This window comes from Methanolobus sediminis, from assembly GCF_031312595.1.
Lineage (GTDB): Archaea > Halobacteriota > Methanosarcinia > Methanosarcinales > Methanosarcinaceae > Methanolobus > Methanolobus sediminis.
Genome location: NZ_CP133592.1, coordinates 469,071 through 493,751, shown reverse-complemented (window position 1 = coordinate 493,751; position 24,681 = coordinate 469,071). Strand labels below are relative to the sequence as shown.

Sequence of the window (24,681 nt, the reverse complement as noted above, 5' to 3'; positions counted from 1 at the left end):
AGGGCATATCACAATATTAAAAAAAGAAAAAGAATATAGGGTGAGAGGGCTTCAGTAATCTTCCCTGAAATATATGTCCCGTTCAAAGAGAAGTCGCCAGAGGTCAGCTTTTGTGTCTGCTCTGTCTGCATCAATGCTGGCTCCTTTTCCAGCTATTTTTACAATGATATCTTCTTTTGTGAGATCAATATCAGATATTTTGCTTCCCATCCTGCTGTAATCCAGCGCATCAGCCATTCTTAATATGGCTGCAAGTTTGAGTATGTCATCCTGCATCTGGGATGGAAGTGATAGGAAATTCGTTTTCAGGGACAATTTATCCAGTTTTCTCCGGTCTATTCTTTTCTTATGCAGTAGGGTCATCCATGGCAGGAAAGCACAGAGTGGACGTGGAAGTTCAGAAGGGCATGTTTCCAGGAGGATATCGCGTCCGACCTTATGATGATTCTCAGCATCGGTCATGACACCAATATCATGAATTACTGAGGCAATTCTTAAGGTATGAAGCAACTCATTACGCAAATGATGTGTGCTTTTCAGCTCCTTAAAAAGCCTGCAGGAATTTTCTGCAACTCTCCTTGCATGTTCTCTCTCTATGCCATATTCCTCTATCATTTCCTGGAGGGATGAATATTTGATAACTTTATTTCCGATGTCTATATCATAGTTCAATATACTGGCATTTTTCCTCACATTCTCCATAAAAAGCTCAAGACCATTATCGAACTTTGAATTGCTTCCCGGAGTCAGTCCCATGTCATCTCTGAGATATTCGGCAATCTGGTTCATTTCTGCTTCCGTACCGTCACCTGTAAGTTCAATTTCCAGTTCGAGATAACTTTTAGTGCTTTTATCGCAGGTGAGTACCACATCATCAAAGCTCATTTCTGCAATCTCTCTCTGGTCAAAGCTTAGCGGAATATCTGTCCTTTTGTGCGTTACAGTGAACAAAGGGAAAAGTTCTCCGGAACCTATTATAGCAAGTACTCTTTCCCTGAGAACGCAATTATCCCATTCTTTTACAGGCAGCTTCTCATTAAGTGTGAATTCAACTTCTTCCCTCATGTGTACAAGAGATTTTGAGACGGAAAGTGATTTTAGTGTATAGGTTACCTTGCTACCTTTCTCGCGGCAGCGGAATGAAAAACCCGAAGCATAAATAGCCATATCCATTGTATCAAGATACGTATCAGTGAACTCTTTATCTACAGGCTCACCTGAACTGAATCCTGTAATAGAGCTAATGCCTTTGAGCTTTTCAAAGATATCACGTTCAGATATGAGGAATTTAGCTTCAATCTCCATACTGAGAAATATGTGTCAAGACTTAAAAAGTTTCTATCAGTAATGGCAGGATTAGCAGTAAAATGAAGAGTAAATTAAACAAAACTAAAATTAGAAAAATGATATTTTTAGGAATTAACTACAGAAACAGATCCGTTTTTCATGAATACGTAGGAACCATCTCCTCTGTTGACAAATCCCATCTTTTCCCAGAAACCAATTGCTGTAGGTCTTACCCTGTCAGCAACAATGGTGCTGAACTGTGATTTGAAGTAATCTATTGTCTTTTTTCCGTAATGTTTGCTTTCAAATTCCGGGAAAATGTTGATTGAGTAGATTATAAGGACATTACCTTCTGCCTTGCCCCTCGCTTTTCCTACTCTTATTCCTCTTCTGTCTATGTTCATCCACCTGCATTCAGAACCCTGGGCAGGAGGTAGTAGTGTGAATTCTAGTTCATGGGGCATTTCCATTCCCTTTCCTTTTGTTTTTCAAATGTAGTTAGTTGTTTATTTTGCGGTACAACTGAGCATTTGCTACGACCGGCTCAAAGTGACCCTGAAGTTCTGCTGGGAGTTTCTGGGTCTGTTCCGTTGCAAAATATCCACCGTCAAGGGAATCATAGAACATCTGCATTACTTCTACCCTTTCAGCTTCGGTGAAGTGTAGCAGGACATTTTTGCAGAGGACAAGGTTTAATCCTGACCTTATAGGTTTCATATCCAGGAGGTTGTGTCTTGTAAAATCAACACTTCTTCTGATCTCATCGGATATCTGGAAGTGATCAGGTTCATCTGCTGGTGAGAAATAATTGTCAAATATTGGCTTTGGTATTCTCTGAACCATTTCTTTTGGGTAGATTCCATCTTTGATGATGTCGCCGAAAAGGTTACTGTTATCAATATCAGTTGCGTGTATTTTTACGTTCCTGAAGATCATTCCCATATTCTCTCTTAATACAATTGCCAGTGAATACGGTTCAGGACCCATTGCACAACCTGCATCCCATATGTGGATGTATCTTCTGCTCCTGAGTTCAGGAATTACGTAATCTCTGATCATTTCCAGTGTTTGCATATCTCTAAAGAAATAAGTGAATGCCATGATTTTACCCTTCACTCTTATATATAATTTAAAATATTTAAATGTATATAATGTATGGAAGCGATGATCTCGTGTTCATACTCATTTATATTGATTATTAAATAAGATCGGCAAAAACGAAATTAAGAAAAATTTAGAGTAGAATTAAAAAGTCAAAAATAGAATAAAAAGAGAAAATCTTGCCTGATCAGGCAAGATTTGCAATCTCTGCGACTTCCTTCTTGTTCATGACCTTTGCAAGGTCAAGAAGGATAAGAAGACGGTCGTCAATCTTTCCAACACCGGTTATGTATTCACGGCTGATGCTTGAAGTCACAAGTTCAGGTGCAGGTTCTACACTTGATTTAGGGATTCTCAGAACCTCATTTACTGAATCAACTATCATTCCAACAACATTCTCACCGATCTCGACGACAATGATTCGTGAATGTGAATCAACTTCCTTTGAAGCGAGATTGAATCTTTTATCAAGGTTAATGACAACGATAATCCTGCCACGAAGGTTGATAACACCCTCTACGAATTCAGGAGATTGTGGGATCTGAGTAATCTCAGGCATCCTGATTATTTCCTGTACTTTCATTATCTCTACGCCAAACTCCTCGCCACCCAGCTGGAAGACTACCATCTGCAATAATTCGTCAGTCGGGCCATTTCCGGATAGTGAAACATCATCCATATTATATCATTCCTTTAAACAAGAGCATGCTCTATCTTTTCTGTATTTCTTATTCCGGATTCATCAGAACCGGATGAGGAACTAGAATCAAGTATGAACTTATCAACAACCGCTTTCATCTCGCCAGCAAGGCTTGAAAGATCCTCTGCTGATCTTGAAAGTTCCTGCATTGTAGCAGTCTGTTCCTGTACTGCTGCAGATGCCTCTTCGGTTCCTGCTGCGGACTCCTCAGAAATTGCGCTGACTTCTTCTACAGAGGATGTGACCTCTTCAATTGAAGCAGATTGCTCCTGTGCGGCAGCCGCAATATCCTGAACCATATTTGCTATAGTGTTTCCAGATTCAACTACACTCTGAATAATGCTAGCAGCTTCCTGAAGGGCGGCTGCTCCCAGTTCAACTTCTTCTGAACCCTGCTGCATTGATGTAACCGCATTCTGTGTTCCTTCCTGAATCTCACTAATGAGAGTGGATATCTGTTTAGCTGCATTACCTGAATCCTCAGCAAGCTTCCTGACTTCATCAGCAACCACGGCGAATCCGCGACCATGCTCACCTGCACGTGCTGCCTCAATGGCTGCATTGAGTGCAAGAAGGTTGGTCTGGTCCGCGATATTGGTAATGAGGTTTACGATCTCACCAATCTGCTTGGATTTTCCGTCAAGCTGCATAATTACATTTGATGATTCGCCAGTAGCTTCTTTGATAGAATCCATTTTCATAACAAGATCTTTAGTAGTTATACCAAGGTTATTGATAAGTTCGTTTGAATCCTTTGCAGTCTCGGCTGCTTTCTGTGAATTGATGGCAACTTCCTGTACTGTCATGGTCATGTCAACCATTGCACGGGAGACCTCTTCAGTCTTTGCTGCCTGACTCTGTGCGCCTTTTGATATTTCAGACACCGTGTCAGAGATCTGATAGGATGCAGAAGTCATCTGCTCTACGGATGCTGACATCTCCTCGGAAGTTGATGCAACGTCCCTTGAGCTCTTATGTACCATTGAAACAACATTGTTCAATGATATTCTGGTGTTCTCTACATTATCTGTAAGGACCTGGAATTCACCTACTCCATGGACAGAAACAGCCTGGCTGAGATCATTATTTGCAATTGCTTCCAGTACATGAGAGGAATCTGCAATAATTGCCTCCAAGTTGTTTCCAAATGCATCAACGGTATCAGCGAATATTTTAAAGTCACCTTCTGTTTCAAAGCTGAACCTTGCATCCAGATTTCCTTCAGAGAATTCATTGACCATGCGCATTGCTTCGTTCATTGGTGTTACCAGTGCATCGATTGCCTCACTGACAGCATCGATTGCATCCTTATATGCACCTTCAAATTGCGATGAATCAGCCTTGTAGTCAAGGCTACCACTCTTTGCTGCATTACCGAGTTTAACGAATTCATGACCAAGATTCTCAATATTGGTCATCATTGTGATGTAGCATGGAATAAGTTCATCATTCTCTGAGCGTTTTCCAACTTTCTTGAGTCCCTCGAGATCACTAAGGTTACCGACTGCAATATTCTTATTAACACCCATTACTGTAAGTATTCTTTGACGGATGCCGTTTGTAGCATTTGCAACTTCTGCATAGATTCCTTGGTAATCACCTTCTACAGTTCTTGTATGGTCGTTGTCAACCATGAGCTGAAGTACTTCATTTGATTCTACAAGGCCACCAAGACCATCAATACAATCATTGATGTTGTTCTTTATATTGTTGAAATCTCCCAGATATTCATCAGTTATCTTTTCAGGAATTTCTCCTCTTGATATTTGCTCAACATAACTCGCAGTTACGTTCAATGGGGAGATAATCGCATCCAGGCAATTGTTCACTCCTTCGACAACTTTACTAAAGTCTCCTGTGTGTCTGGAAGCGTCTGCTCTTACTTCAAGGCGCCCTTCTACACCGGCATTTGCCAGTAACAAAGCATCATCAACAAGCATGTTCACAGCATCGATACACTGGTTGAGGTTATCTTTTATGTGGTTGAAGTCACCATTGTATTCGTCGGTGATTTTCTCAGGAATATTACCTTTTGAAATACTGTCAACATAGTCTGCAGCAACATTAAGTGGATCTACTACAGAGTTGAGTGTTTCATTGATACCATCAAGAACAAGTTTAAATCCACCTTCATATGCAGAAGAATCTGCTCTGTAACTTAGATTTCCTGCCTTGGCTGCATCTGTAAGGTCAACAGTCTCGTTGATCATACCATTGACATTTTCCATCATTTTTATGAAAGAAGGAGTAATATTATCATTATCAGAACGTTTTCCAGCTCCATTACCTACCTCACGGTATGCTTCAAGGTCACTCATATCTCCACGTGATATGTTCTGGGCGGTGTCTGTTATATGGAGTAGACGATCACGGACATCATTTACTGCATTGCCAACTTCTGCATAGATTCCCTGGTAGTTGTTTTCAACATAACTGGTATAATCGTTAACTGCCATTTTTTGCAGTACACTATTTGCCTCCAGCATTCCTCCCAGACCATCAATACATGCATTGATGTTGTCTTTTATCTTGTTGAAGTCACCATGATAATCATCTGTGATCTTTTCAGGGATCTCTCCTTTTGAGATACTGTCAACATAATCAGCAGCTACATTAAGTGGATCGATAATAGCGTCAAATGCATTGTTAACGGTACCAACAGCTTCCTGGAAAAGACCATCGAACTTTGAAGAATCTACTCTGTATTCCAGATTTCCAGCTTCTGCAGCATGGCCAAGTTCAATAAATTCATCTGCCATTCCTTTGACTGTTTCCATAAGTCCGACTGTATATGGCAATAACTTGTCATTATCAGAGCGCTTTCCAGCCTGTTTGTATCTTGGAAGGTCGCTGAAGTCACCTCTGGCCATGAACTCGAATGTACGCTGGATGTTCAGAAGTCTGTTGCGAACCTCATTAACAGCATAGGAATTGTCTTTGAAAATTCCGTCATATTCTCCTTCTACACCGTTATCAAAGTCATTGACAGCCAGTTTGAGTAGAATATCTGTACTTTCGTTCAATGGTTTTGCAATAGAATCAAGAGTATTGTTCAGGTTCTCTATAATAGTCCTGAATTCTCCGCCATGTCTGGTGGCATCTGCACGAATATCAACATTACCTGCAGATCCGGCTTGTGCCAGCATATCGGAATCTTCGATAAGAGCATTGATAGCATCTACACAAATGTTGAGATTGTTTTTGAAATCATTGTAACTACCTTTGAATTCCTTTGTAATCTTAGGTGGAATATCTCCATTTGAGAGACGAGTAACATATTTTGATGCAGCTGTAAATGGAGTTACAATTGCATCAATCATTTTGTTGATGCCTGTTGCAAGGTTCCTGAAGTCACCCTCAAAGTCTTCTGTTTTCATCCTCACATCAAGCTGACCTTCAACTGTTGCATTAACCATCTGGTTTACCTGCTTTGATAGTTCCTGTTGCTGTTCAGCTTCTTTTTTCCATCCAGCAGCTTTTTCCAGAAATGTGTTCAATGCTTCAGTCATGTCTTTCTCGGTACCTGTTGATTCAGTACTCAGTCTGATATCTGACCTGCCTTCTTCAAAAGATCCCAGAACATCGATGATCTCACTATATAGCTTGTTGTTTTTCCCTAACATGTTTTCACCCTACAGTTGTAAAAGTTAATTTGTATATGTTTAACTTTTACACACTGTCTACATATCTATATAACATACGGCATCTGTATAATTATAATTATGCAGAATTAGAGATGGACATAATTATATAAAAATATATCTTTGAATAAAATATAAGTAAATAAATATGTACTTTGTCAGTTATTGCTGTTGATTTTATTGTGTATGGGTTATGAGGAAGGCATTTCCTGATAGCCAGACTCAACAATATTCAATTGTTCATCTTTTCCTACACATTCCACATATTCCGAACTTTTACCCTATATTAGCACATCTGGTACCGGATAATATCAGAATACAATATTCTGATTACTTCACTTACGGAATCAACCATGACTCCTGCATCTTCATCTGCAAGTTGAAAATACTACCTGGAGCATAGCTCCAGGAGTTGCATTTGAATTTGAAAATGTATCTTCTATTCCGAAATCCTCCCTGTCAGAGCAATACAGCATTCTTTAGAGGTAATTCATTTGTTTCTGTTTTTTCGGAGCCGGAATCATTATTCAGTCTGGCTTCTGTACACACTATTCTGAACCTGTTGACCACCTTCTTCATGTCTTTTGCAATCTCTGATAACTCATCAGCAGAGTTTGCGAGTTCATGCATTGAAGATGTTTGTTCCTGAACCGCTGCTGCTGTTTCTTCAGTTCCTGCTGCTGTTTCTTCGGAAATTGCTGCGACCTCTTCAATGGATGAGGCCACCTGTTCAATGGCAGCGGATTGTTCTTCAGCAGCAGCAGCAATGTCTACAACCATCTTGGTGATATCCTCCACAGCAATAATGACCTGTTCGATTTCCCTAACTCCTTCACCTAATGACTCTGCACCCTTTGTAACTTCTGTAGTACCCATCTCCATGGAGGCAACTGCCTCAGAAGTACCGTCCTGGATCTCATGAATAAGGTCTGCAATCTGCTTTGCAGCGTTTCCTGAATCTTCTGCAAGTTTTCTCACCTCGTCTGCTACAACAGCAAATCCACGACCATGTTCTCCTGCACGTGCTGCTTCTATTGCAGCATTCAGGGCAAGCAGGTTCGTCTGGTCAGCGATGCTTGTAATGAGGTTGACGATCTCATCAATACGCTTTGATTTTTCTTCCAGGTTGTTGATTACAGAAGCAGAGCCGGATACAGCATCTTTTATACCATCCATCATTTTGAGAAGTTCATTGCTGGTCCTTCCAAGTTCGGTCATTCTCTGGTTAGATTCACGTGCATGACTTGCAACATTCTGTGAATTGCGTGCAACATCCTGGATACTCTGCGTCATGTGCTGCATGGTACGTGATGCATCTTCTGTTTTGGTGGACTGGTCCTGTGATCCTCTGGCAATTTCCTCCACTGTCCCTGAAACTTCGTTTGCTGAAGAATTAAGTTGTGTGGTTGCTGCAGACATATTATCGGCGGTATTTACCACCATCTCTGCAACGTTCATTACGTGTGAAACAACATCGTTGAGTGACATACGTGCATTTTCAATTCCATTGGTAAGCTTTCTGAAATCTCCAACGGACTCTACAGTAATTCCTCTTGTAAGATTGTCCTTTGATATCTCTGCTAAAACCTCGCTGGAATCATCTATCAGTTCCTGAAGGTTAGCGCCATAAGAGTTCAGGGTATTTGCCAGTTCATCAAAGTCACCGTTCATCTTCGTCGTAATTCTGGCATCCAGATCACCCTTTGCATATGAGTTAAGCACTTCACAACTTATGTTCAATGGAGTAACAATAGCGTCCAGTGTATTATTAAAACCAGAAACAATTCTGGCGAAATCGCCACCATGCTGTGAATCATCTGCACGAACTGAAAGTTGTCCATTTACGCCAGCCTGTGCCAATAGTTGAGAATCCTTTACGAGGAGATTGATTGCATCAATACAGGTATTGATATTGTTCTTTATTTCATTGAAGTCTCCATTATAAGTGTCAGTGATACACGCAGGAACATCGCCTTTGGATATTCTGTCAATGTATTCAGCCGCAACATTTAGAGGACCGATGACAGCATCAAGGGTATTATTAACACCTTCAACAATTACACGGAAATCACCCTGATGCTTAGTTTCATCAGCACGGGTGTCTAGTCTACCTTCTACAGCGGCTTCTGTCAGCATATTCGCATCACTGATCATAGCATTGATTGCATCGATACATCGGTTAAGGTTATCCTTGATTTCACTGAAATCACCATTATACTCATCAGTGATCTTTTCAGGAATATTTCCGTGTGCTATACTGTCAACATATTCTGCAGCAACATTAAGTGGACCAATGACAGCATCAAGTGTATTATTTACACCTTCAACGATGGCACGGTAGTCACCACCATGTCTGGATGCATTGGCGCGGGTATCAAGTCTGCCTTCTATGGCAGCTTCTGCCAGCATGTTGGCATCGGAAACAAGTTCATTGACTGCATCAATACATTGGTTAAGATTGTTCTTGATCTCATTGAAATCTCCATAGTATTCGTCTGTGATTTTTTCAGGTATGTCACCTTTTGAGATACGATCAATATACTCGGCTGCTACATTTAATGGGCCAATTAAAGAGTCAAGAGTTTCGTTCACAGCATTGACTATGTCCCTTGGGTTACCTTCAAACTGGTTTATGTCGGCACGTGCATCGAGTCTTCCGTTAATAGCTGCATCTGCAAGTTTGAGTACTTCCTTTGTGACATTGACTTCAGAGGTCATGTCCATTACATATTCAAGACCACCGATGATTTCTCCTTCACTATTCTTTAAAGGAGTCGCAGTGTAGCGAATTGGTAAGTCTCCTGATGGCAGATGTGCAACGGTATCTGCTGAAGACACTGATCCATTATTCATGGCTCTGGCAACGCGGCAATTCTCTGTTTGGCAGTGTGGCGTATTGAATAGTTCGTAACATTTCATGCCGGAACATTCAACAGCAGTTTTTCCGACTGCATTTGCTCCTGCAGGATTCATGAATGTAACATTGAATTCTTTATCAACTGCCATAACAGGAGCCGGAATTCTATTAAGGAGTTCTACTTTAGAACTGGAGTCTTCAAGAGCATTCTTAACTTCTGTCTGGTCCATGAATATTTCAAGGGAACCTATGATATTTCCTTCCCTGTTCTTCAGTGGAACACCACTGCAAGTAATATGTACATCTTTGCCAAGGTTCGCAATGGCTTCTCCATGTTCTGTTAAATCTGAGGTCATAGAACGTGTACATACACAGCTGTCGGTTTTACATACATTAGTATTATAGTGATCGTAGCATTTTGTGCCAACCATGGAGTCAGTTGTGAGGTTCACGGTTTCCGCTGCTTTTGTGTTAACATAATTGACATTGTAATCACGGTCAATTATCATGAATGGTACCGGGATACTATCTATATGGCCTACAAGGGTCTCTACAACGTGGTTCATTCCTTCCACAAGATGGGCATATTCACCACTGAATTTTGCAGTATTTGCACGAGTTGTCAGTTTTCCTTCGATTGCAGCATCTGTAAGGAATTCTGCTTCTTCAAGTAGTGAATTAATAGAATCTATACAAAGATTGAGGTTATTCTTGATTTCGTTGAAGTCCCCACTATATGAATCTGTGATCTTCTGCGGAATATCTCCTTTTGATATGCGGTCAATGTATTCTGCTGCAACGTTCAGTGGACCAATGAATGCATCCAGACAGCCGTTTACTCCTTCCACAACTTTTCGGAAATCTCCATTGTGTCTGCTGGCATCAGCACGCATGTCAAGTTGTCCTTCAACTCCTGCCTGTGCCAGCATGATAGAATCTTCTACCAGAGCATTGACAGCGTCAATACACATATTTAGGTTGTTTTTTATCTCGTTGAAGTCACCTTTATAATCATCAGTAATTTTCTGCGGAATATCTCCTTTTGATATTCGGTCTATGTATTCAGCTGAAACATTGAGTGGTCCCATAACCGCATCAAGAAGCTGGTTTACACCTGTAAGTACATCTTTGCAACTGCCACTTAATCCAGATGTATCACCGCGAGCATCAAGCTTTCCTTCTACTATAGAATCAATAAGATTAATTACCTGATCAGCAAGCATTTGATTATGGAAATCTTCAGCTTCTTTCAGTTCGATTATACTTCTTTTTTGTATTACTTCGGTTTTAAGGGAAAAATAGTCATCCAAAAGGGAGTTTAGTGATTGTGTGATTTGATTATCTTGTTTTGAATCTTTAGGGGAGATTCTGATGTCTGAATCTCCTGAGTTCACAGCCTCAAGTACATCAATAAGTTCTGTTTTTAATTTATCATTCATTCCTAACATTATTCACCCGTCCATTCACAATTAAATTCTGTTTGCGTGTACCGTTTGTGAGATTTATGGATATGACCTCACATTTGATAGGCAACTTTGCATTGCAAAAGAATATTATATATATGGTATATATAAATATATCTTAAATATAAAATTTATTAAGAACACTATTAAAAGTGCAATCATTCTCTATCATTTTTCAGGAAGTGATAAAATTAGTAAATATTTAAGCGATTAAAGTAACCGGCGTGCTTATGTAGTATTTCTAAATGATGGGCTTATACTCGCAATATTTATGAATGGGGGATGATATTCCTTTATATAAATGGATTTATACAAACACGAAACTACTAAGATAAAATCGCTTTTAAAAAACAATCCTCGTGGCATGAGTGTCACAGATATTTCAAAACATATTGGTGTTAACCGGAATACTGTTGCCAAGTATCTGGAACTTTTAAGGATTAGTGGACACATTGAAATGGAAAACATTGGTACTGCAAAAGTATATTTTCTTTCCCAAAGGATACCTGTTTCCACATTGCTCAACTTCTCTTCGGATCATATTGTTGTCATTGATGATAATAACAGGGTAGTTCAGACAAATGACCGTTTTATTGACCTTACAAACTTGTCCAAGAATGATGTTCAGGGAAAAAAAATAACAGATATACTTCCTCCGATGATTTCCAACAAGACCTTTATGGACAGGATAAATGATGCCAGAAGTGGTTATCAACAAATAGAGACCTTTGATTTCTTTGTAGATAATGAACTTTGCTTTTTCAAGACCAAACTAATTCCTTCAACATTTGATGATGGTGAAAACGGGATCACGCTGATTATGGAAAATATAACTGAAGAGATAAATTCCAGAAACCTTCTCAAAAGACAGCAGGAAAGACTAGAAATCCTGGTTTCTCAGAGAACATCTGAACTTGAAGAAGCTAATAAGATGCTTAAGAAAGAAATTTCTGATAGAAAAAATATCGAAGAAGAACTGAGAGAAAGTGAGAAAAAATATCGTCTTCTTGCAGATAATACATTTGACAGCATATGGCAATTGAACGAAGATCTCGTATTTACCTATGCAAATCCTGCCACAATGGAAATAAATCACTTTGAGGCTGAAGACTTTATTGGAACCAAACTTCATGATCATTTTCCGGATAGTGAAATGAAAAAGATGATGGATATCATGAGCCAAAAATTTAAGAATAGTTCTGATGGGGAATACGCCAGAATAGAAACAGTGATTTATGATAAAAACAAAAATCTTATTCCAATAGAAATTTATGCTAAAAGGCTTTTTGATGAAAATGGTAAGTTTTGTGGTTATCAGGGAACAACTAAGAAAAGAACCGTCTAGAATAATCTTAGAAACAACCTTTACATAAATCATTTTATTTTTTATGCTAACTGTATATAATCCTGCAGCTCTTTTTCTTCATTTATAATTCCTTATTGTGTAGCACCTGTGGATATATAAACGCTCACCAGAAACTACATAAAAGAACATGATATATAAGGTACAATTTCATCTGGAAATTAGATGATTCTCTATCATATTGACCATTATACTATTATAAAACTCCCGGAGGATTCCCATGAAAGTAAAAATAACTGAAACTATTCTTCGAGATGCGCATCAATCCCTCATTGCCACAAGAATGCGCACCCGTAACATGCTCCCAATCGTGGATAAGCTTGACCAGGTAGGATATTATTCTTTAGAGATGTGGGGTGGAGCAACATTTGACAGTTCTATAAGGTATCTGAACGAAGATCCATGGGAGAGACTAAGAGAACTTAAAAAACACATGCAAGAGACACCTGCACAGATGCTGCTCAGGGGACAGAACCTTGTAGGTTACAGGCACTACTCTGATGATGTTGTTGAGAAGTTTGTAAAGAAAGCTTATGAAAATGGTATCGATATTTTCAGAGTATTTGATGCTGTTAACGATATACGCAACATGGAAAAAGCTATCACCGTAGCTAAAAAGGAAGGGGCACACGTACAGGGTACGATTGCGTATACCATCAGTCCTGTTCATACTGTGGATAAATATGTAGAGCTTGCAACCGATCTTGCAGAGTTAGGATGTGATTCACTCTGTATCAAAGACATGGCAGGTCTTATTTCACCACAGCAGGCATACGATCTTGTAAAGGCTCTTAAGACAGAGGTCAATCTCCCTGTTGACCTGCACGCTCACTGTACCTCAGGTATGGCACCAATGAGCTATATGGCTGCATGCAGGGCAGGCGTTGATATTCTTGACACCGCACTTTCTCCATTTGCATGGGGAACATCACAGCCACCAACAGAGTCCATTGTGGCATCACTTGCTGAGACGGGGCGTGCTACCGGACTTGATCTTGGACTTATATCCGAAATCTCACAATACTTCAAGGAACTCAAGGAAGAATATCGCTGCATACTAAACCCAATTTCCGAGCAGATCGATACCAATGTCCTGCTTTACCAGATACCAGGTGGAATGCTTTCAAACCTTGTTTCCCAGCTTAAAGAACAGAATGCACTTGATAAATACGAGGATGTGCTCAAGGAAATGCCACTTGTCCGTGCAGAACTTGGTTATCCGCCACTTGTTACACCTACAAGCCAGATCGTAGGTACCCAGGCAGTTCTTAATGTGCTCATGGGTGAGAGGTACAAGGTAATTCCAAAAGAGGTAAAGGATTATGTCCGCGGTCTCTATGGTAGACCTCCACAGAAGATCAGTGACGAGATAATTGCAAAGATCATTGGTGACGAGGAACCTATCACATGCAGACCTGCTGACCTCATCGCTCCTGAATATGAGAAGGCGAAAAAAGAAGCTGAGGAAATGGGCATTGTCAAAAAGGAGGAAGATATCCTGACATACGCACTTTATCCTGCAATCGCTCCTGCATTCCTTAAAGGCGAACTTGAGGAAGAGAAACTTACACCTATTATGGAGAGTAAGAATCCATGTGCTGTATCTGACATGACCGGCATACCAACAGAGTATAATGTTGAGATCGATGGCGAGGTCTTCAATGTAAAGGTCAATCCGGTTGGCGGTGCTGTGCAGGTTGTTGAAGCAGCTGATAAGCCTACAGCAGACTCTGTACCTGGAGCTGTGACAAGTCATATGCAGGGAATGGTACTTTCCGTAAAGGTCGCTGTAGGAGACTGCATCACAGAAGGTGACACTGTATGTGTTATTGAAGCCATGAAGATGGAGAATGCAATTCATGCACCACATGGTGGAACTGTTAAAGCTATACTGATTTCAGAGGGTGATTCTGTGAAATCAGGTGATGTACTTTTGAGTATTGAGTAGGTGGACAGACATGTTCAAGAAAGTACTTATTGCTAACAGGGGTGAGATAGCAATACGTGCAATGCGTGCATGCCGTGAACTTGGCGTGCAGACCGTTGCAGTACACTCCGAAGCTGACAAGAATGCTCTCTTTGCAAAGTATGCAGATGAAGCTTACAATATCGGACCTGCACCTTCCAGTCAGAGCTACCTGAATGGTGACAGGATAATAGAAGTCGCGCTTGAATGCGGTGCAGAAGGGATACACCCGGGATATGGTTTCCTTTCTGAGAACGCTAAATTTGCACGTAAGTGTGAGGATGCAGGTATTACATTCATCGGACCTTCCAGCAAGGCTATCGAGCAGATGGGAAGTAAGATAGCTGCCAGGAACACCATGATAGAAGCTGGAGTTCCTGTGGTTCCGGGAACAAACGAAGCAATCTCAGATCCGGAAAAAGCTGCAGATCTTGCAGATGGCATCGGTTATCCTGTGATTATCAAGGCATCTGCAGGTGGTGGTGGAATTGGAATGAAGATTGTCCATTCCAGGAAAGATTTCCACACTGCACTTAATTCAATCCAGTCAGTAGCAGAATCCGCTTTTGGCGATTCGACCGTATTTATTGAAAAATATGTTGAGGAACCAAGACATATTGAGTTCCAGATCCTTGCTGATAAATATGGTGATGCTGTTTATGTCATGGAAAGGGAATGTTCTATTCAGCGCAGACATCAGAAACTCATAGAAGAAGCGCCTTCTCCGGTAATAACCCCTGAGTTGCGTAAGCAGATGGGGGAAACTGCTGTAAAGGCTGCAAAGGCTATCGGTTATGAGAATGCAGGTACAGTTGAGTTCCTTTATTCAAAGGGTGATTTCTATTTCCTTGAAGTTAATACAAGACTTCAGGTAGAACACACTATCAGTGAGATGATCACAGGTATAGACCTTGCAAAACAACAGCTTCATATTGCATGTGGAGAACCGTTACCATTCAAGCAGGAAGATATCAGCATCCGTGGATGGGCTATTGAGTGTCGTATAAATGCTGAGGATCCGCTGAATGATTTTGCTCCATCACCTGGAAAGATCAGGAGATACCGCTCTGCAGGAGGGCCGGGTATCAGGGTAGACAGTGGTGTTCACATGGGTTATACCATCTCACCATATTATGATTCAATGATCTCAAAGCTCTGTGCATGGGGAAGTGATAGGAACGAAGCCATTGACAGGATGCAGCGTGCACTCTATGAGTACGTTGTTGTGGGGGTAACAACCAACATACCATTCCACAAGGCAGTGCTCAGACATCCTGCATTCAGGGAAGGAAATCTCACCACCCATTTCATAGACGACTATAATATCATCGATGATGTCCGAAAGGTTGTTGAGGAAGATTCTGCCAAGGGAGCAACACTTGCATCAGCACTTTCTAATCAGGATCAGAAAGTTGCTGCGGTTACTGCTGCTGTAAGTTCGTATGTGAATGCTGCCAAAAAACAGACAAAGTAATAAACTTTGGCAGCGTATGTTTAATCTGGGAGTAAACATCGTATGGTGGAATGCCTGTGAATGATAATAAAAAAGCCATTATCAGCATATTAAGGAAATCTGAAGGAACTCCGGTATCCGGGCAGGAGATCGGGGAAAGATTAGGCATTACTAGGGCTATGGTATGGAAATACATAAAGGCCCTCAGGAAAGAAGGATATGATGTTCGATCTTCGCCCAAGACCGGATATATATTAGATTCCTGCCCTGATAAGATCGATCCTGAGATGCTACAGGTTATTCTCAAAACCAGCCTCTTTGGAAATGATGTTCTCTATTATTCCGAACTTGAATCTACCAATAACACTGCCAGGGAAATCGCATCCAGGTCTTCAGAAGGTACTGTTGTATTGGCAGAGACCCAGAAAAGTGGCAGAGGTCGCATGGGCAGGGAGTGGCAATCAGTTCCAGGCGGGCTATGGCTTTCCCTTATCCTTAAACCCTCAATTCCTCTGGATAATCTTTCAAGGGTGACTCTCGTTGCAGGTATTGCTGTGACCAATGCTCTTAGAAATATGGGTGTGGATGCTCATATCAAATGGCCTAATGACGTTCTTGTCAAAGGTAAGAAGATATGTGGAATACTAACAGAAGTTAGTGCTGAGATCGGGAAGGTAGAATATGTTATCCTTGGAATAGGTATTAATGTAAATGTCAAGCTTTCCGATCTGAACGATGATATCAGAAGAAATTCCACCAGTATTGCAAATGAAACTGGAAAACCAATTGATAGAACATCTTTCCTTGCTTCTCTCCTGTATGAACTTGAACAGCAATATATCAGATTCAAGACAAGGCAGTTTGCTGAGATCGTAGATGAATGGATCAATCTTTCAGATACCATTGGAAGGAATGTGAGAGTTACAACTCCTACCCTGCTCATTGAAGGAAAAGCAATTGGAATTACTGAAAAAGGTGCCCTTGTAGTTCTTGACAAAAATGATAAAAAACATGAGATCATTGCCGGAAATTGCCGTTACAGTGATTAGTTGGTGAAGTGATCTTTCATGACTTTTCTGAAAAGGATCTCTTATGCGTTCTTCACCTTACTTCTTTTAAGCACAATGATAATATCAGTTAATGCCGAACCTTTGCGCATCAATGAAGCTCTGGGCATGGGTATGAATCAGGATACTGTATTGATCAACGGTACGGGAATATTTCTTACAACGGGTGCTTCCTGGGATTTTTACCAGAATTATTCATTAAGTGTCATAAGCGTCAATCAGGATAAAAAGCAAGTGTGGCTGAAGCTTTTGCACGATGGTGAACTGTTGAAGGATGAAATTATGTCTGAAGGTGACATTTTTGTATATTCCAAAAGTACGGAAATCCTGAATATTACAGTAGATACCATTTACATAAATCCGGGAGGGGAGCTTATTACTTTCAAACCTGTCTATCAGTATATGGACAAAGATTATCCTGAGCCGGAGATTGAAGAAACGACAAATAATTATGCTCAGGAAGAAGACTCGAATTCAACAGCTAATCCATCCTCCGCGCAGGCTGGTGGATTTACTATATTTCAGGCACTTGCATGCATATCTGCATTAATATTGTGCAGAGTTGCTGTTAAGAAGTAAAATTAATTGAAATTAAAAAGTCAGAAAGGGAAAGATCAGAACTTAAGATCTCCCTTTTCCATGAGCACTTTCAGGTCTTCAAGACTCAGACGACCGCTCTTTTCAAGTTTCTCTTTTGCAACAACAAGATGTTCTTCCTGTTTCTTGTCATCCTTTTCAACCTGAATATCATTGAGTTTGCTAAGATAAACATCGAGTTCCTCTCTGAGGGCTGCTATCTTCTGTTTGAGTGGGTCAATCTTTTCCCTGATAGGAGCAGTAACTGCATATTTCTCGGATATCTGTGAGTGAGCTGTGTCGGCTGCTTTTCTCAGTTCATCTGCCTGGTTGTAAAGCTCTATCATCTCAAGGTGATATTTCTGTGATTCTTCAGCGAGCTTGCCGATCTCACTGCCAAAATCCTCTCTGGATTCGAACACTCCCTTGGATTCTGCATAGGTTTCCATAAGCTTCTCATGCATTGCATTTGCATCAAAAGCTGCTCCAAGACGTTCTTTCAGATCAAGAAGTCTTCCGAAAAGGTCTATCTCGTGCTTTAAAGGAATGTCTGCGTTAAGGAAAAGTTCAAGATCGGCAGCATAGGCTTTGGATAGTGTTTCCACACTTCCTTTGGACATCTTGTTTAGTTCGTCCCTCTTTGTTTTGAACTCGCTGATGTTATCAGAGAACATACGGCTCTTTTCGTTGACCTCATTACGTGACGCTTTCAGTGAAGATATCTTTGCATTTATCTCATCTCTTCTGGACTTTGCATCACGTGCTTTTCCAACCAGCTCCCTTACCTGGGCGTTCAGCTTGTCTCTTTCCTTCTTCAGATCATCGCTGTTTGTGTGGTGAAGTTTGAGTTCGCGGTAAATACCTTTAAGTTCACGGTCAAAATGGCCAATCTGGGTACGAAGGTCGTTAACCTTGTTTTTGAGGTCTTTTTCACTCATTGATGAAATGTCTATATCGCTCATGCTTCAACCTCCTGTTTGTCACTGACCAGTGGCTGCTTTTCCCAGTATCCCTGAGCTTCCTTATGACTGTTGATCCTGTTCTCAAGCCATTTGTATCGTGGTTCTATTTCTTTTATTCCTTCCTCATAGGATGACATATTGCTATTAAATGATTCTTCGGAACTGTCTATTGAGCTCATTTCCAGTTTATATCCAAGAGCGTCCTTTATTTTCTCCACGATAACGGCAAGCTTGTCATCTATTCCGGATGCCTTTGAACTCAGTTCTGAAATGCTTTGGAGGATAGAATCCACCTGCTTTTGCTCTTCTTCAGGGCTCAGTGAACCTTTGACTTTAGCCAGTTTTTCCATAGCATGAGATTTTTCACGGGTAAAATCGCTGTTTGATACCGATTCTGCGAGTTCATCAAGCAATTTCTCTGCCTGATGATAGAACAACTGTCTCTTTTCAGTCAGTATCTCAATCTTTTCCAGAACTTCTGTTCTGTTCTTCCTGGAAGAATCGATGTTGTCCAGAAGTTCCTTCATTTTGCCTTCAAGCTCAATGAATTCAACAGTGTATTCATCAATGTATTTTTTGTGTTTCACTACAACAGCTTCAATAAGCTCTTTCCTGTCATAGGTATGTGGCGCACTGTTCTCAGCGCCCTGATCCGCCATCTCGTTATTCATAACAAAACCTCGTAGCAATTATATCCGAAATATCTGGGCATGTGCTACTTCATTAATGATCTTTACATTATCTTTATCTACAATCCCACATTCAATGGCACAGGAAACTGCTTTTTCTCCAAATATATTGATATTGCCGGCTTTTGAAATGATCTCAATTGCCTCTTCTCTGGATATGAGCTCTCCTTTGTAGAATTCTTCAGTTATAGTAACCTTTATGTTACCATCTTTAAGTGTCTTTCCAATAAGTTCTCTGTCACACAGAGCAACAATTGTACTATCGCCTGATTTATGGATCTTCAGATACATACGGTCACTTCACAACAATTTCTAAACTACTTTTACATGTTCCTTGTCGGGTTTTATAAGATCGCCGGAGCGTCTCATGCGTGAAATAAGATCTTCAGCGTGCTGCCTGTCTATATTCTGGTTCTGGGCTTCTGCATAGACCTCTTCAAGCGGGGCTTTCCCACCGGGATGCTTCTCTCCGACTGACTTTATGATTTCTTTGATAGTCTTGATCCTGTCCCTCTGGCTCTTGCTTGTACCGGAGGCGATTACATCCACATCGAATGCTCCTGTATCCGGATCTACACCAACCTGCCTGAGGCATGAATATACAATTCTTGTTGTTCTTTTTGCATCATCCATGGTTGCAACATTACTGAGTCTCAGACGTGCACTGGCTTCTGCAAGCCTTACAAGTGCTTCAAGCTGACGTGCTGTTACAGGGACAGGTGCATCCTTTCCGTCTCCCATCCTTCGCAAATCCATATAGAATTTCACAAGATGGTCACGGGCTTCATCTTCCATTACAGGGAAAATGTTTCTCCTTGAATATGCAATGTATTTTCGAAGGAAATCAGGGTCTATCACAGGCTTGATTATCTCCATGTGATCATCGACCTGTTCCTGGGTTATAGTACTGGAAGGCAGATTCTTACGCTGTTCTGAAAGTTCACCTGCATAGTGTGATTTGAGAATGTGCTTTGCTATCTTTGAGTCCATATCCTCATTAGGTGTATCCAGAAGGACAAATATCATGTCAAACCTTGAAATGAGAGCAGGTGGCATGTTGATTTGCTGTGCAATACCTTCGTACCTGTCAAAACGGCCGTATTTAGGGTTAGCTGCACCAAGCAGGGCACAACGGGATTTCAACGTGGCGAGGATACCGGCCTTTGCAACACTGATTGTCTGCTGTTCCATTGCTTCGTGGAGTGCACTCTTATCTTCAGTGCTCATCTTATCCATTTCGTCCACTGCCGCAATTCCCATGTCTGCCATTACGAGTGCACCGGCTTCCAGTGTCCAGCGTCCGTCTCCAAGATCATCACGTACAGCCGCAGCGGTAAGACCGCTTGATGATGCACTTTTACCGGATGCAAAAACACCACGGGGTGAGAGTTTTACCATGTATCTTAACAACTGACTTTTAGCTACACCCGGATCTCCCATAAAGAGCATGTGAATATCACCACGTACTCTTGATCCGTCAGGAAGGTGTTTTGCAACACCTGAGAATAACTGAAGTGACAGTGCTTCTTTCACATCGTCATAACCGTAAATGGAAGGGGCAATCGAGCCGATGACTTTATGGTATATCTCCGGATCGCGGCTCAGGGCAAGTATTTCTTCTTCTTCTTCCGGTGTTATTTCAAGCTCATCGAACTCAAGGTCAGTGTATTCAATTGAGTTTGCATGCAGTACAAGGTCATAGAAAGGAGATTTTCCTTCTCTCGTGGTTCTCTGGTGGGAGCGAAGAACCCCATTAATTATAACACGGTCACCTGGTTTTACAAGACCTGCAAGGTCATCTTCTATATCAACATCAAGACTCTGTGGCTGAGTACCACCTTTCAGGTTCTCAGGTGATTCCTGTATCTGAAGTTTCTGGGCATCGACAAAAACTGACTGGTTGACAAGTATCTTAAATGGTCCTTTTCGACCACATGTCTCGTTCTCGCATTCAACAGGTTCAACGAATTTTATCTCATTCTGTGGGACCATTGTCACATGTTCACAACGCATACACTGGAAAGCAGCATTTAGCACCTTTGGACGTACTTCTGTTGCTTTACGTATCATTCCTTCGATTGCAATGAATTGTAAAAGGTGCTTACTTCTCAGATCCCTGTTTGGTATCTTGTTAGGGATCTTAACAAAGCGCACTTTAGCGTCAATAAGTTTTTTCTCTACCGGAAGATCGATCTGCTGAAGTGCGTTGTTCGCACTTGGCAGTACCTCATCAGGATTAAAAAGAAGCTCGTTTGCTATTTCCCTGTCAAAAACATCAAGATCGTAGAAGTCCACTTCCAGACTACGCTGGTCGGGATAGTTATTAGCCAGTTGAAGAATGCTATCCCAATAGTATTTTTTCAGGAAAACTACGAATTTTTCGTCCCACTTACCTTCAGTCATGTTCAATCAATAATTAGTTAAAAATCATTTAGGGAATGCAACATAGGTTTCAAATGATATGAACATTTCGAAACGCAGCCCTTACTGTCAATTCTAATTTTCATAATCGGCGTCATCATCTTCACATTCATCGGGGTACTGTCTCTGTATCTTTCTGAGAATACCATGTAATGTGTGTATCTCTCTTGAGAGCAGGCAGGATCTTCCGAATATTCTCCTGAGCATCAGGTTCGTTTTTTCTTTTTTGTGCTCTGGGTAGTCTATATCATCAAGAAGCTCAGCCAGGTGTTCATAAAGTATTTTCATGTCCCTTGCATCTGCCAGAGGTGCTTCTGCCACTTTAATATCGCTGAACTCATAGAGAACAACTGCAACAGCATGTGAAAGGTTCATGACAGGATAGACTTCCGATGTTGGAATTGTCATTATCATATCACATTTTTTAAGTTCTTCTCTTGTGAAGCCGTTGTCCTCTCTTCCAAAAAGCACTGCCACTTTTCCATCAAGACCAGAGAGACGCTCTTTTATCTCCTTCGGAGAATAACCGGGAACTCTGAGATGCAGATCAAATCTGGACCCTGCAATTCCTGTGGTGCCTATTATAATACTGCAGTCCTCTATAGCTTCATCCAGGGTTGAAACTCTCTTTGCATTTTCCAGCAGGTCCCTTGCATGGGATGACATAGCTTTTGCTTCGTCTGACAATTTACAGGGATTTACGAGTACAAGGTCAGAGAATCCAAAATTCTTCATTGCTCTTGTAACCGAACCCACATTTCCCTGGTACAGTGGTTCTACGAGCACTATTCTAAGATCCATTTGTAAAGTCTACCTATTGCTTCTTTTTGCTTTTTGCCTAATTAAGCGTGTGACGACATATAAGGTTAATTAATTATTTGTCATCCATTGTGTGAAAATAAGGCACAACAATACGCCAGCCGATGTAGATTTTAATGATGAAAATCTTTAAATAATATCGGCACCACAATCATGCAAACCAAACTGGTTACTTTATAGTAAAGAATAAATCGTCTTTATAATAATTATATATTTATAATAACATCAGGAGAAGAAAAATATGGATTATTTTGCCGGTGTAACCGATGCACTAAGGGTTACTTTTGTGCAGATGATGCTCATTTCCTTTATTGCCATGGGTATTTTTGTTGTAGGAATGTACATCAACTTAAAGAAATGGGGTATGGGCTCTACAGGATATGGCGCTGCTCCATCCAAGAGTATAATGGCATTCCCTAAAATGCTTATGTACCAGATGAGTGAGCATGCACACGTTCACAATCAGTCCGTTCTTGAAACATTTGTCCTTGACATCCTTTTCCAGAGAAGGATCCTGAGAAGAAGCCCTCTCAGATGGTTTATGCACTTCACTATTTTCGTTGGCTGGATGACTCTTTTTGCAATGTCCGGTGCAATGTTCGCTGTTGAAATGATACACCTCATAGGCGAGAAGGTAGGATATGCTCATTCACTTCCATGGTTCATGATCCCTGAGACATTCAGAGAGCTCCTTGCAGTGCCAAATGACATATTCAGTTACATACTGCTTATTGGTATCATCATCGCTATTTACAGAAGACTCTTTGTTGCAAAGGTAAGAGAAGCAACAATCGCATACGACTCTATTCTTCTTATCGGACTTACTATTATTACCATTACAGGATTCATTGCTGATGGTATCAGGAACGGAACAATTTGGTCATTCGGTATCGAGGACACATCACTTGCACCACCAATGGCACTTTTCCACGTGGTAATTTCACTTCTGTTCTGTATCGCATACATACCATTCAGTAAATATATCCATGTAATTGCGATACCACTCGCACTCCTTGCAAACAAGGGAGGAGAATAAAATGGCAAAACGTGAACCATCCATTACAACTGAAAACTTTACAGCTGTCCAGCTTATGGAGCTTGATTCATGCAGTCGCTGTGGCGAATGTGTGGAATGGTGTCCAACATATGATGCATCCGGACAGGATCCGGGACTTGCACCAAGGGACAAGATCCTCAGATGGAGAGAATACATGAACAAGTCCTACGGACTTAGTGCAAAGCTCTTCGGTCCAAAGCAGATCTCTGAGGAAGAGATCGAGCAGTTCAAGAATGACGTATATGGCTGTACAACCTGCGGAATGTGCGCAACAGTCTGTGAATCTGCGATCAACACCGTAGAACTCTGGGAGTCCATGCGTGCAAATCTTGTAAAGCGTGGAAACGGTCCATTCGGTAAGCAGGGTGCTTTCCTTAAGCTCATTGGTGAGTACAAGAACCCTTACATGGAAGACAACAAGAACAGAACCAACTGGTTCCCTGAGGACATCAAGGTCCAGGACAAGGCAGAGATCCTTTACTTCGGTGGATGTACCGCAGAACTCAAGCAGAGGAAACTCGCTCTTGCGACAACACGTCTGCTTAACAAGCTTGACATTAAGTTCACAATGCTCGGTGAAGATGAGATCTGCTGTGGTTCAGCACTTATCAGGACAGGTCAGTACTTCATCAACGAAACTGCAAAGGTCAATGCTCAAAAGAACATCGACAACATCAAAGCAAAGGGTGCAAAGATCGTACTCTACGCATGTGCAGGATGTTTCAGGGCATCACTTATTGACTGGCCAAGACTTACCGGAAAGGAACTTCCATTTAAGGTAATGCACATTACACAGTATCTCCAGGGCCTTATCGAGAAGGGAGAGATCAAATGGGAGAAGTCCATTGACAAGAAGGTCACATACCACGACCCATGCCACCTTGGACGTCACGTTGGAGTATTCGAGCCACCAAGAGCTGTACTTGAAGCAATTCCAGGTATTGAGTTCGTTGAGATGGAAAGGATCGAAGAGAACCAGCGCTGCTGTGGAGCTGGCGGTGGAGTAAAGGCAGGTATTCCTGACCTAGCGCTCGGTGTTGCTTCAACCCGTGTTGAAGATGCACTTGCAACCAACGCAGAACTCCTTTCAAGTGCCTGTCCATTCTGTAAGAGGAACCTCAGTGACGGAAGGGACGCAATAGGCGCAAAGGAACTTGAAGTTGAGGACGTAGTAGTTCTTGCTGCAGAAGCAATGGGAATTGACCTCAGCGACGCACCAGAGTGATTTTATCACTCTATCTTTTTTATTTTTAGGGCAA

Annotated in this window: 18 protein-coding genes; 7 read left to right on the top strand and 11 right to left on the bottom strand. The window is 41.2% G+C overall.

Translation table 11 applies throughout. From position 1 onward, the window contains the following. Positions 1-51 precede the first annotated feature (51 nt). The 6 genes from RE474_RS02230 to RE474_RS02205 all read right to left on the bottom strand — a co-directional run bounded on the left by RE474_RS02230 (position 52) and on the right by RE474_RS02205 (position 11,025). Positions 52-1,305 carry a CYTH domain-containing protein gene (locus tag RE474_RS02230; RefSeq protein ID WP_309311364.1) on the bottom strand — a complete coding sequence of 418 codons (1,254 nt, stop codon included), beginning with the start codon at positions 1,303-1,305 and terminating at the stop codon, positions 52-54. Between the two features lie 107 nt (positions 1,306-1,412). Further along, the gene (locus RE474_RS02225) at positions 1,413-1,751 is read right to left on the bottom strand and encodes a GNAT family protein (protein WP_309311363.1); all 339 of its coding nucleotides are present in this window, start codon (positions 1,749-1,751) and stop codon (positions 1,413-1,415) included. 34 nt (positions 1,752-1,785) lie between these two features. Next, positions 1,786-2,388 carry a CheR family methyltransferase gene (locus tag RE474_RS02220; protein ID WP_309311362.1) on the bottom strand — a complete coding sequence of 201 codons (603 nt, stop codon included), beginning with the start codon at positions 2,386-2,388 and terminating at the stop codon, positions 1,786-1,788. A 187-nt stretch (positions 2,389-2,575) separates the two neighbouring features. Further along, the gene (locus tag RE474_RS02215; protein ID WP_309311361.1) at positions 2,576-3,067 is read right to left on the bottom strand and encodes a chemotaxis protein CheW; all 492 of its coding nucleotides are present in this window, start codon (positions 3,065-3,067) and stop codon (positions 2,576-2,578) included. Between the two features lie 14 nt (positions 3,068-3,081). After that, positions 3,082-6,711 (bottom strand): methyl-accepting chemotaxis protein, encoded by a 3,630-nt coding sequence (locus RE474_RS02210; protein WP_309311360.1) that lies wholly within the window; start codon positions 6,709-6,711, stop codon positions 3,082-3,084. Positions 6,712-7,188: 477 nt separating this feature from the next. Continuing rightward, positions 7,189-11,025, bottom strand: coding sequence for a methyl-accepting chemotaxis protein (locus tag RE474_RS02205; RefSeq protein WP_309311359.1), 3,837 nt, complete (start codon positions 11,023-11,025; stop codon positions 7,189-7,191). Between the two features lie 325 nt (positions 11,026-11,350). Between RE474_RS02205 and RE474_RS02200 the strand changes: the two genes are divergently transcribed. The 5 genes from RE474_RS02200 (at position 11,351) to RE474_RS02180 (ending at position 17,477) form a co-directional block, all read left to right on the top strand. Then, entirely contained in the window at positions 11,351-12,394 is a 1,044-nt protein-coding gene (locus RE474_RS02200; protein ID WP_309311358.1) for a PAS domain-containing protein, read from the top strand. A 238-nt stretch (positions 12,395-12,632) separates the two neighbouring features. Beyond that, complete coding sequence (gene oadA / locus RE474_RS02195) at positions 12,633-14,360, top strand: sodium-extruding oxaloacetate decarboxylase subunit alpha (RefSeq protein WP_309311357.1); 1,728 nt, start codon at positions 12,633-12,635, stop codon at positions 14,358-14,360. Between the two features lie 10 nt (positions 14,361-14,370). Then, positions 14,371-15,852, top strand: a complete 1,482-nt coding sequence (locus RE474_RS02190) for an acetyl-CoA carboxylase biotin carboxylase subunit (RefSeq protein WP_309311356.1) — start codon at positions 14,371-14,373, stop codon at positions 15,850-15,852. Positions 15,853-15,908: 56 nt separating this feature from the next. Then, entirely contained in the window at positions 15,909-16,880 is a 972-nt protein-coding gene (locus RE474_RS02185) for a biotin--[acetyl-CoA-carboxylase] ligase (RefSeq protein WP_309311355.1), read from the top strand. A gap of 18 nt (positions 16,881-16,898) precedes the next feature. Continuing rightward, on the top strand, positions 16,899-17,477 hold the full coding sequence (locus RE474_RS02180) for an S-layer protein domain-containing protein (protein WP_309311354.1): 579 nt from the start codon (positions 16,899-16,901) through the stop codon (positions 17,475-17,477). Positions 17,478-17,512: 35 nt separating this feature from the next. Here the strand turns inward: RE474_RS02180 and RE474_RS02175 are convergent, their stop codons facing one another. From RE474_RS02175 to RE474_RS02155, 5 genes are all read right to left on the bottom strand, one after another. Continuing rightward, positions 17,513-18,436 (bottom strand): coiled-coil protein, encoded by a 924-nt coding sequence (locus RE474_RS02175; protein ID WP_309311353.1) that lies wholly within the window; start codon positions 18,434-18,436, stop codon positions 17,513-17,515. Continuing rightward, on the bottom strand, positions 18,433-19,107 hold the full coding sequence (locus RE474_RS02170) for a magnesium transporter CorA family protein (protein WP_309311352.1): 675 nt from the start codon (positions 19,105-19,107) through the stop codon (positions 18,433-18,435). Before RE474_RS02170 ends, RE474_RS02175 begins: the two co-directional genes overlap by 4 nt. A gap of 18 nt (positions 19,108-19,125) precedes the next feature. Continuing rightward, complete coding sequence (locus RE474_RS02165; RefSeq protein WP_309311351.1) at positions 19,126-19,416, bottom strand: DUF424 domain-containing protein; 291 nt, start codon at positions 19,414-19,416, stop codon at positions 19,126-19,128. A 21-nt stretch (positions 19,417-19,437) separates the two neighbouring features. Continuing rightward, positions 19,438-21,528: a minichromosome maintenance protein MCM gene (locus RE474_RS02160; protein WP_309311350.1), complete on the bottom strand. Its 2,091-nt coding sequence runs from the start codon at positions 21,526-21,528 to the stop codon at positions 19,438-19,440. Between the two features lie 93 nt (positions 21,529-21,621). Continuing rightward, positions 21,622-22,347: an RNA methyltransferase gene (locus RE474_RS02155; protein ID WP_309311349.1), complete on the bottom strand. Its 726-nt coding sequence runs from the start codon at positions 22,345-22,347 to the stop codon at positions 21,622-21,624. 259 nt (positions 22,348-22,606) lie between these two features. Between RE474_RS02155 and RE474_RS02150 the strand changes: the two genes are divergently transcribed. After that, positions 22,607-23,401 carry a respiratory nitrate reductase subunit gamma gene (locus tag RE474_RS02150; RefSeq protein WP_309311348.1) on the top strand — a complete coding sequence of 265 codons (795 nt, stop codon included), beginning with the start codon at positions 22,607-22,609 and terminating at the stop codon, positions 23,399-23,401. A gap of 1 nt (position 23,402) precedes the next feature. Next, complete coding sequence (locus tag RE474_RS02145) at positions 23,403-24,647, top strand: (Fe-S)-binding protein (RefSeq protein ID WP_309311347.1); 1,245 nt, start codon at positions 23,403-23,405, stop codon at positions 24,645-24,647. Positions 24,648-24,681: the final 34 nt, after the last annotated feature.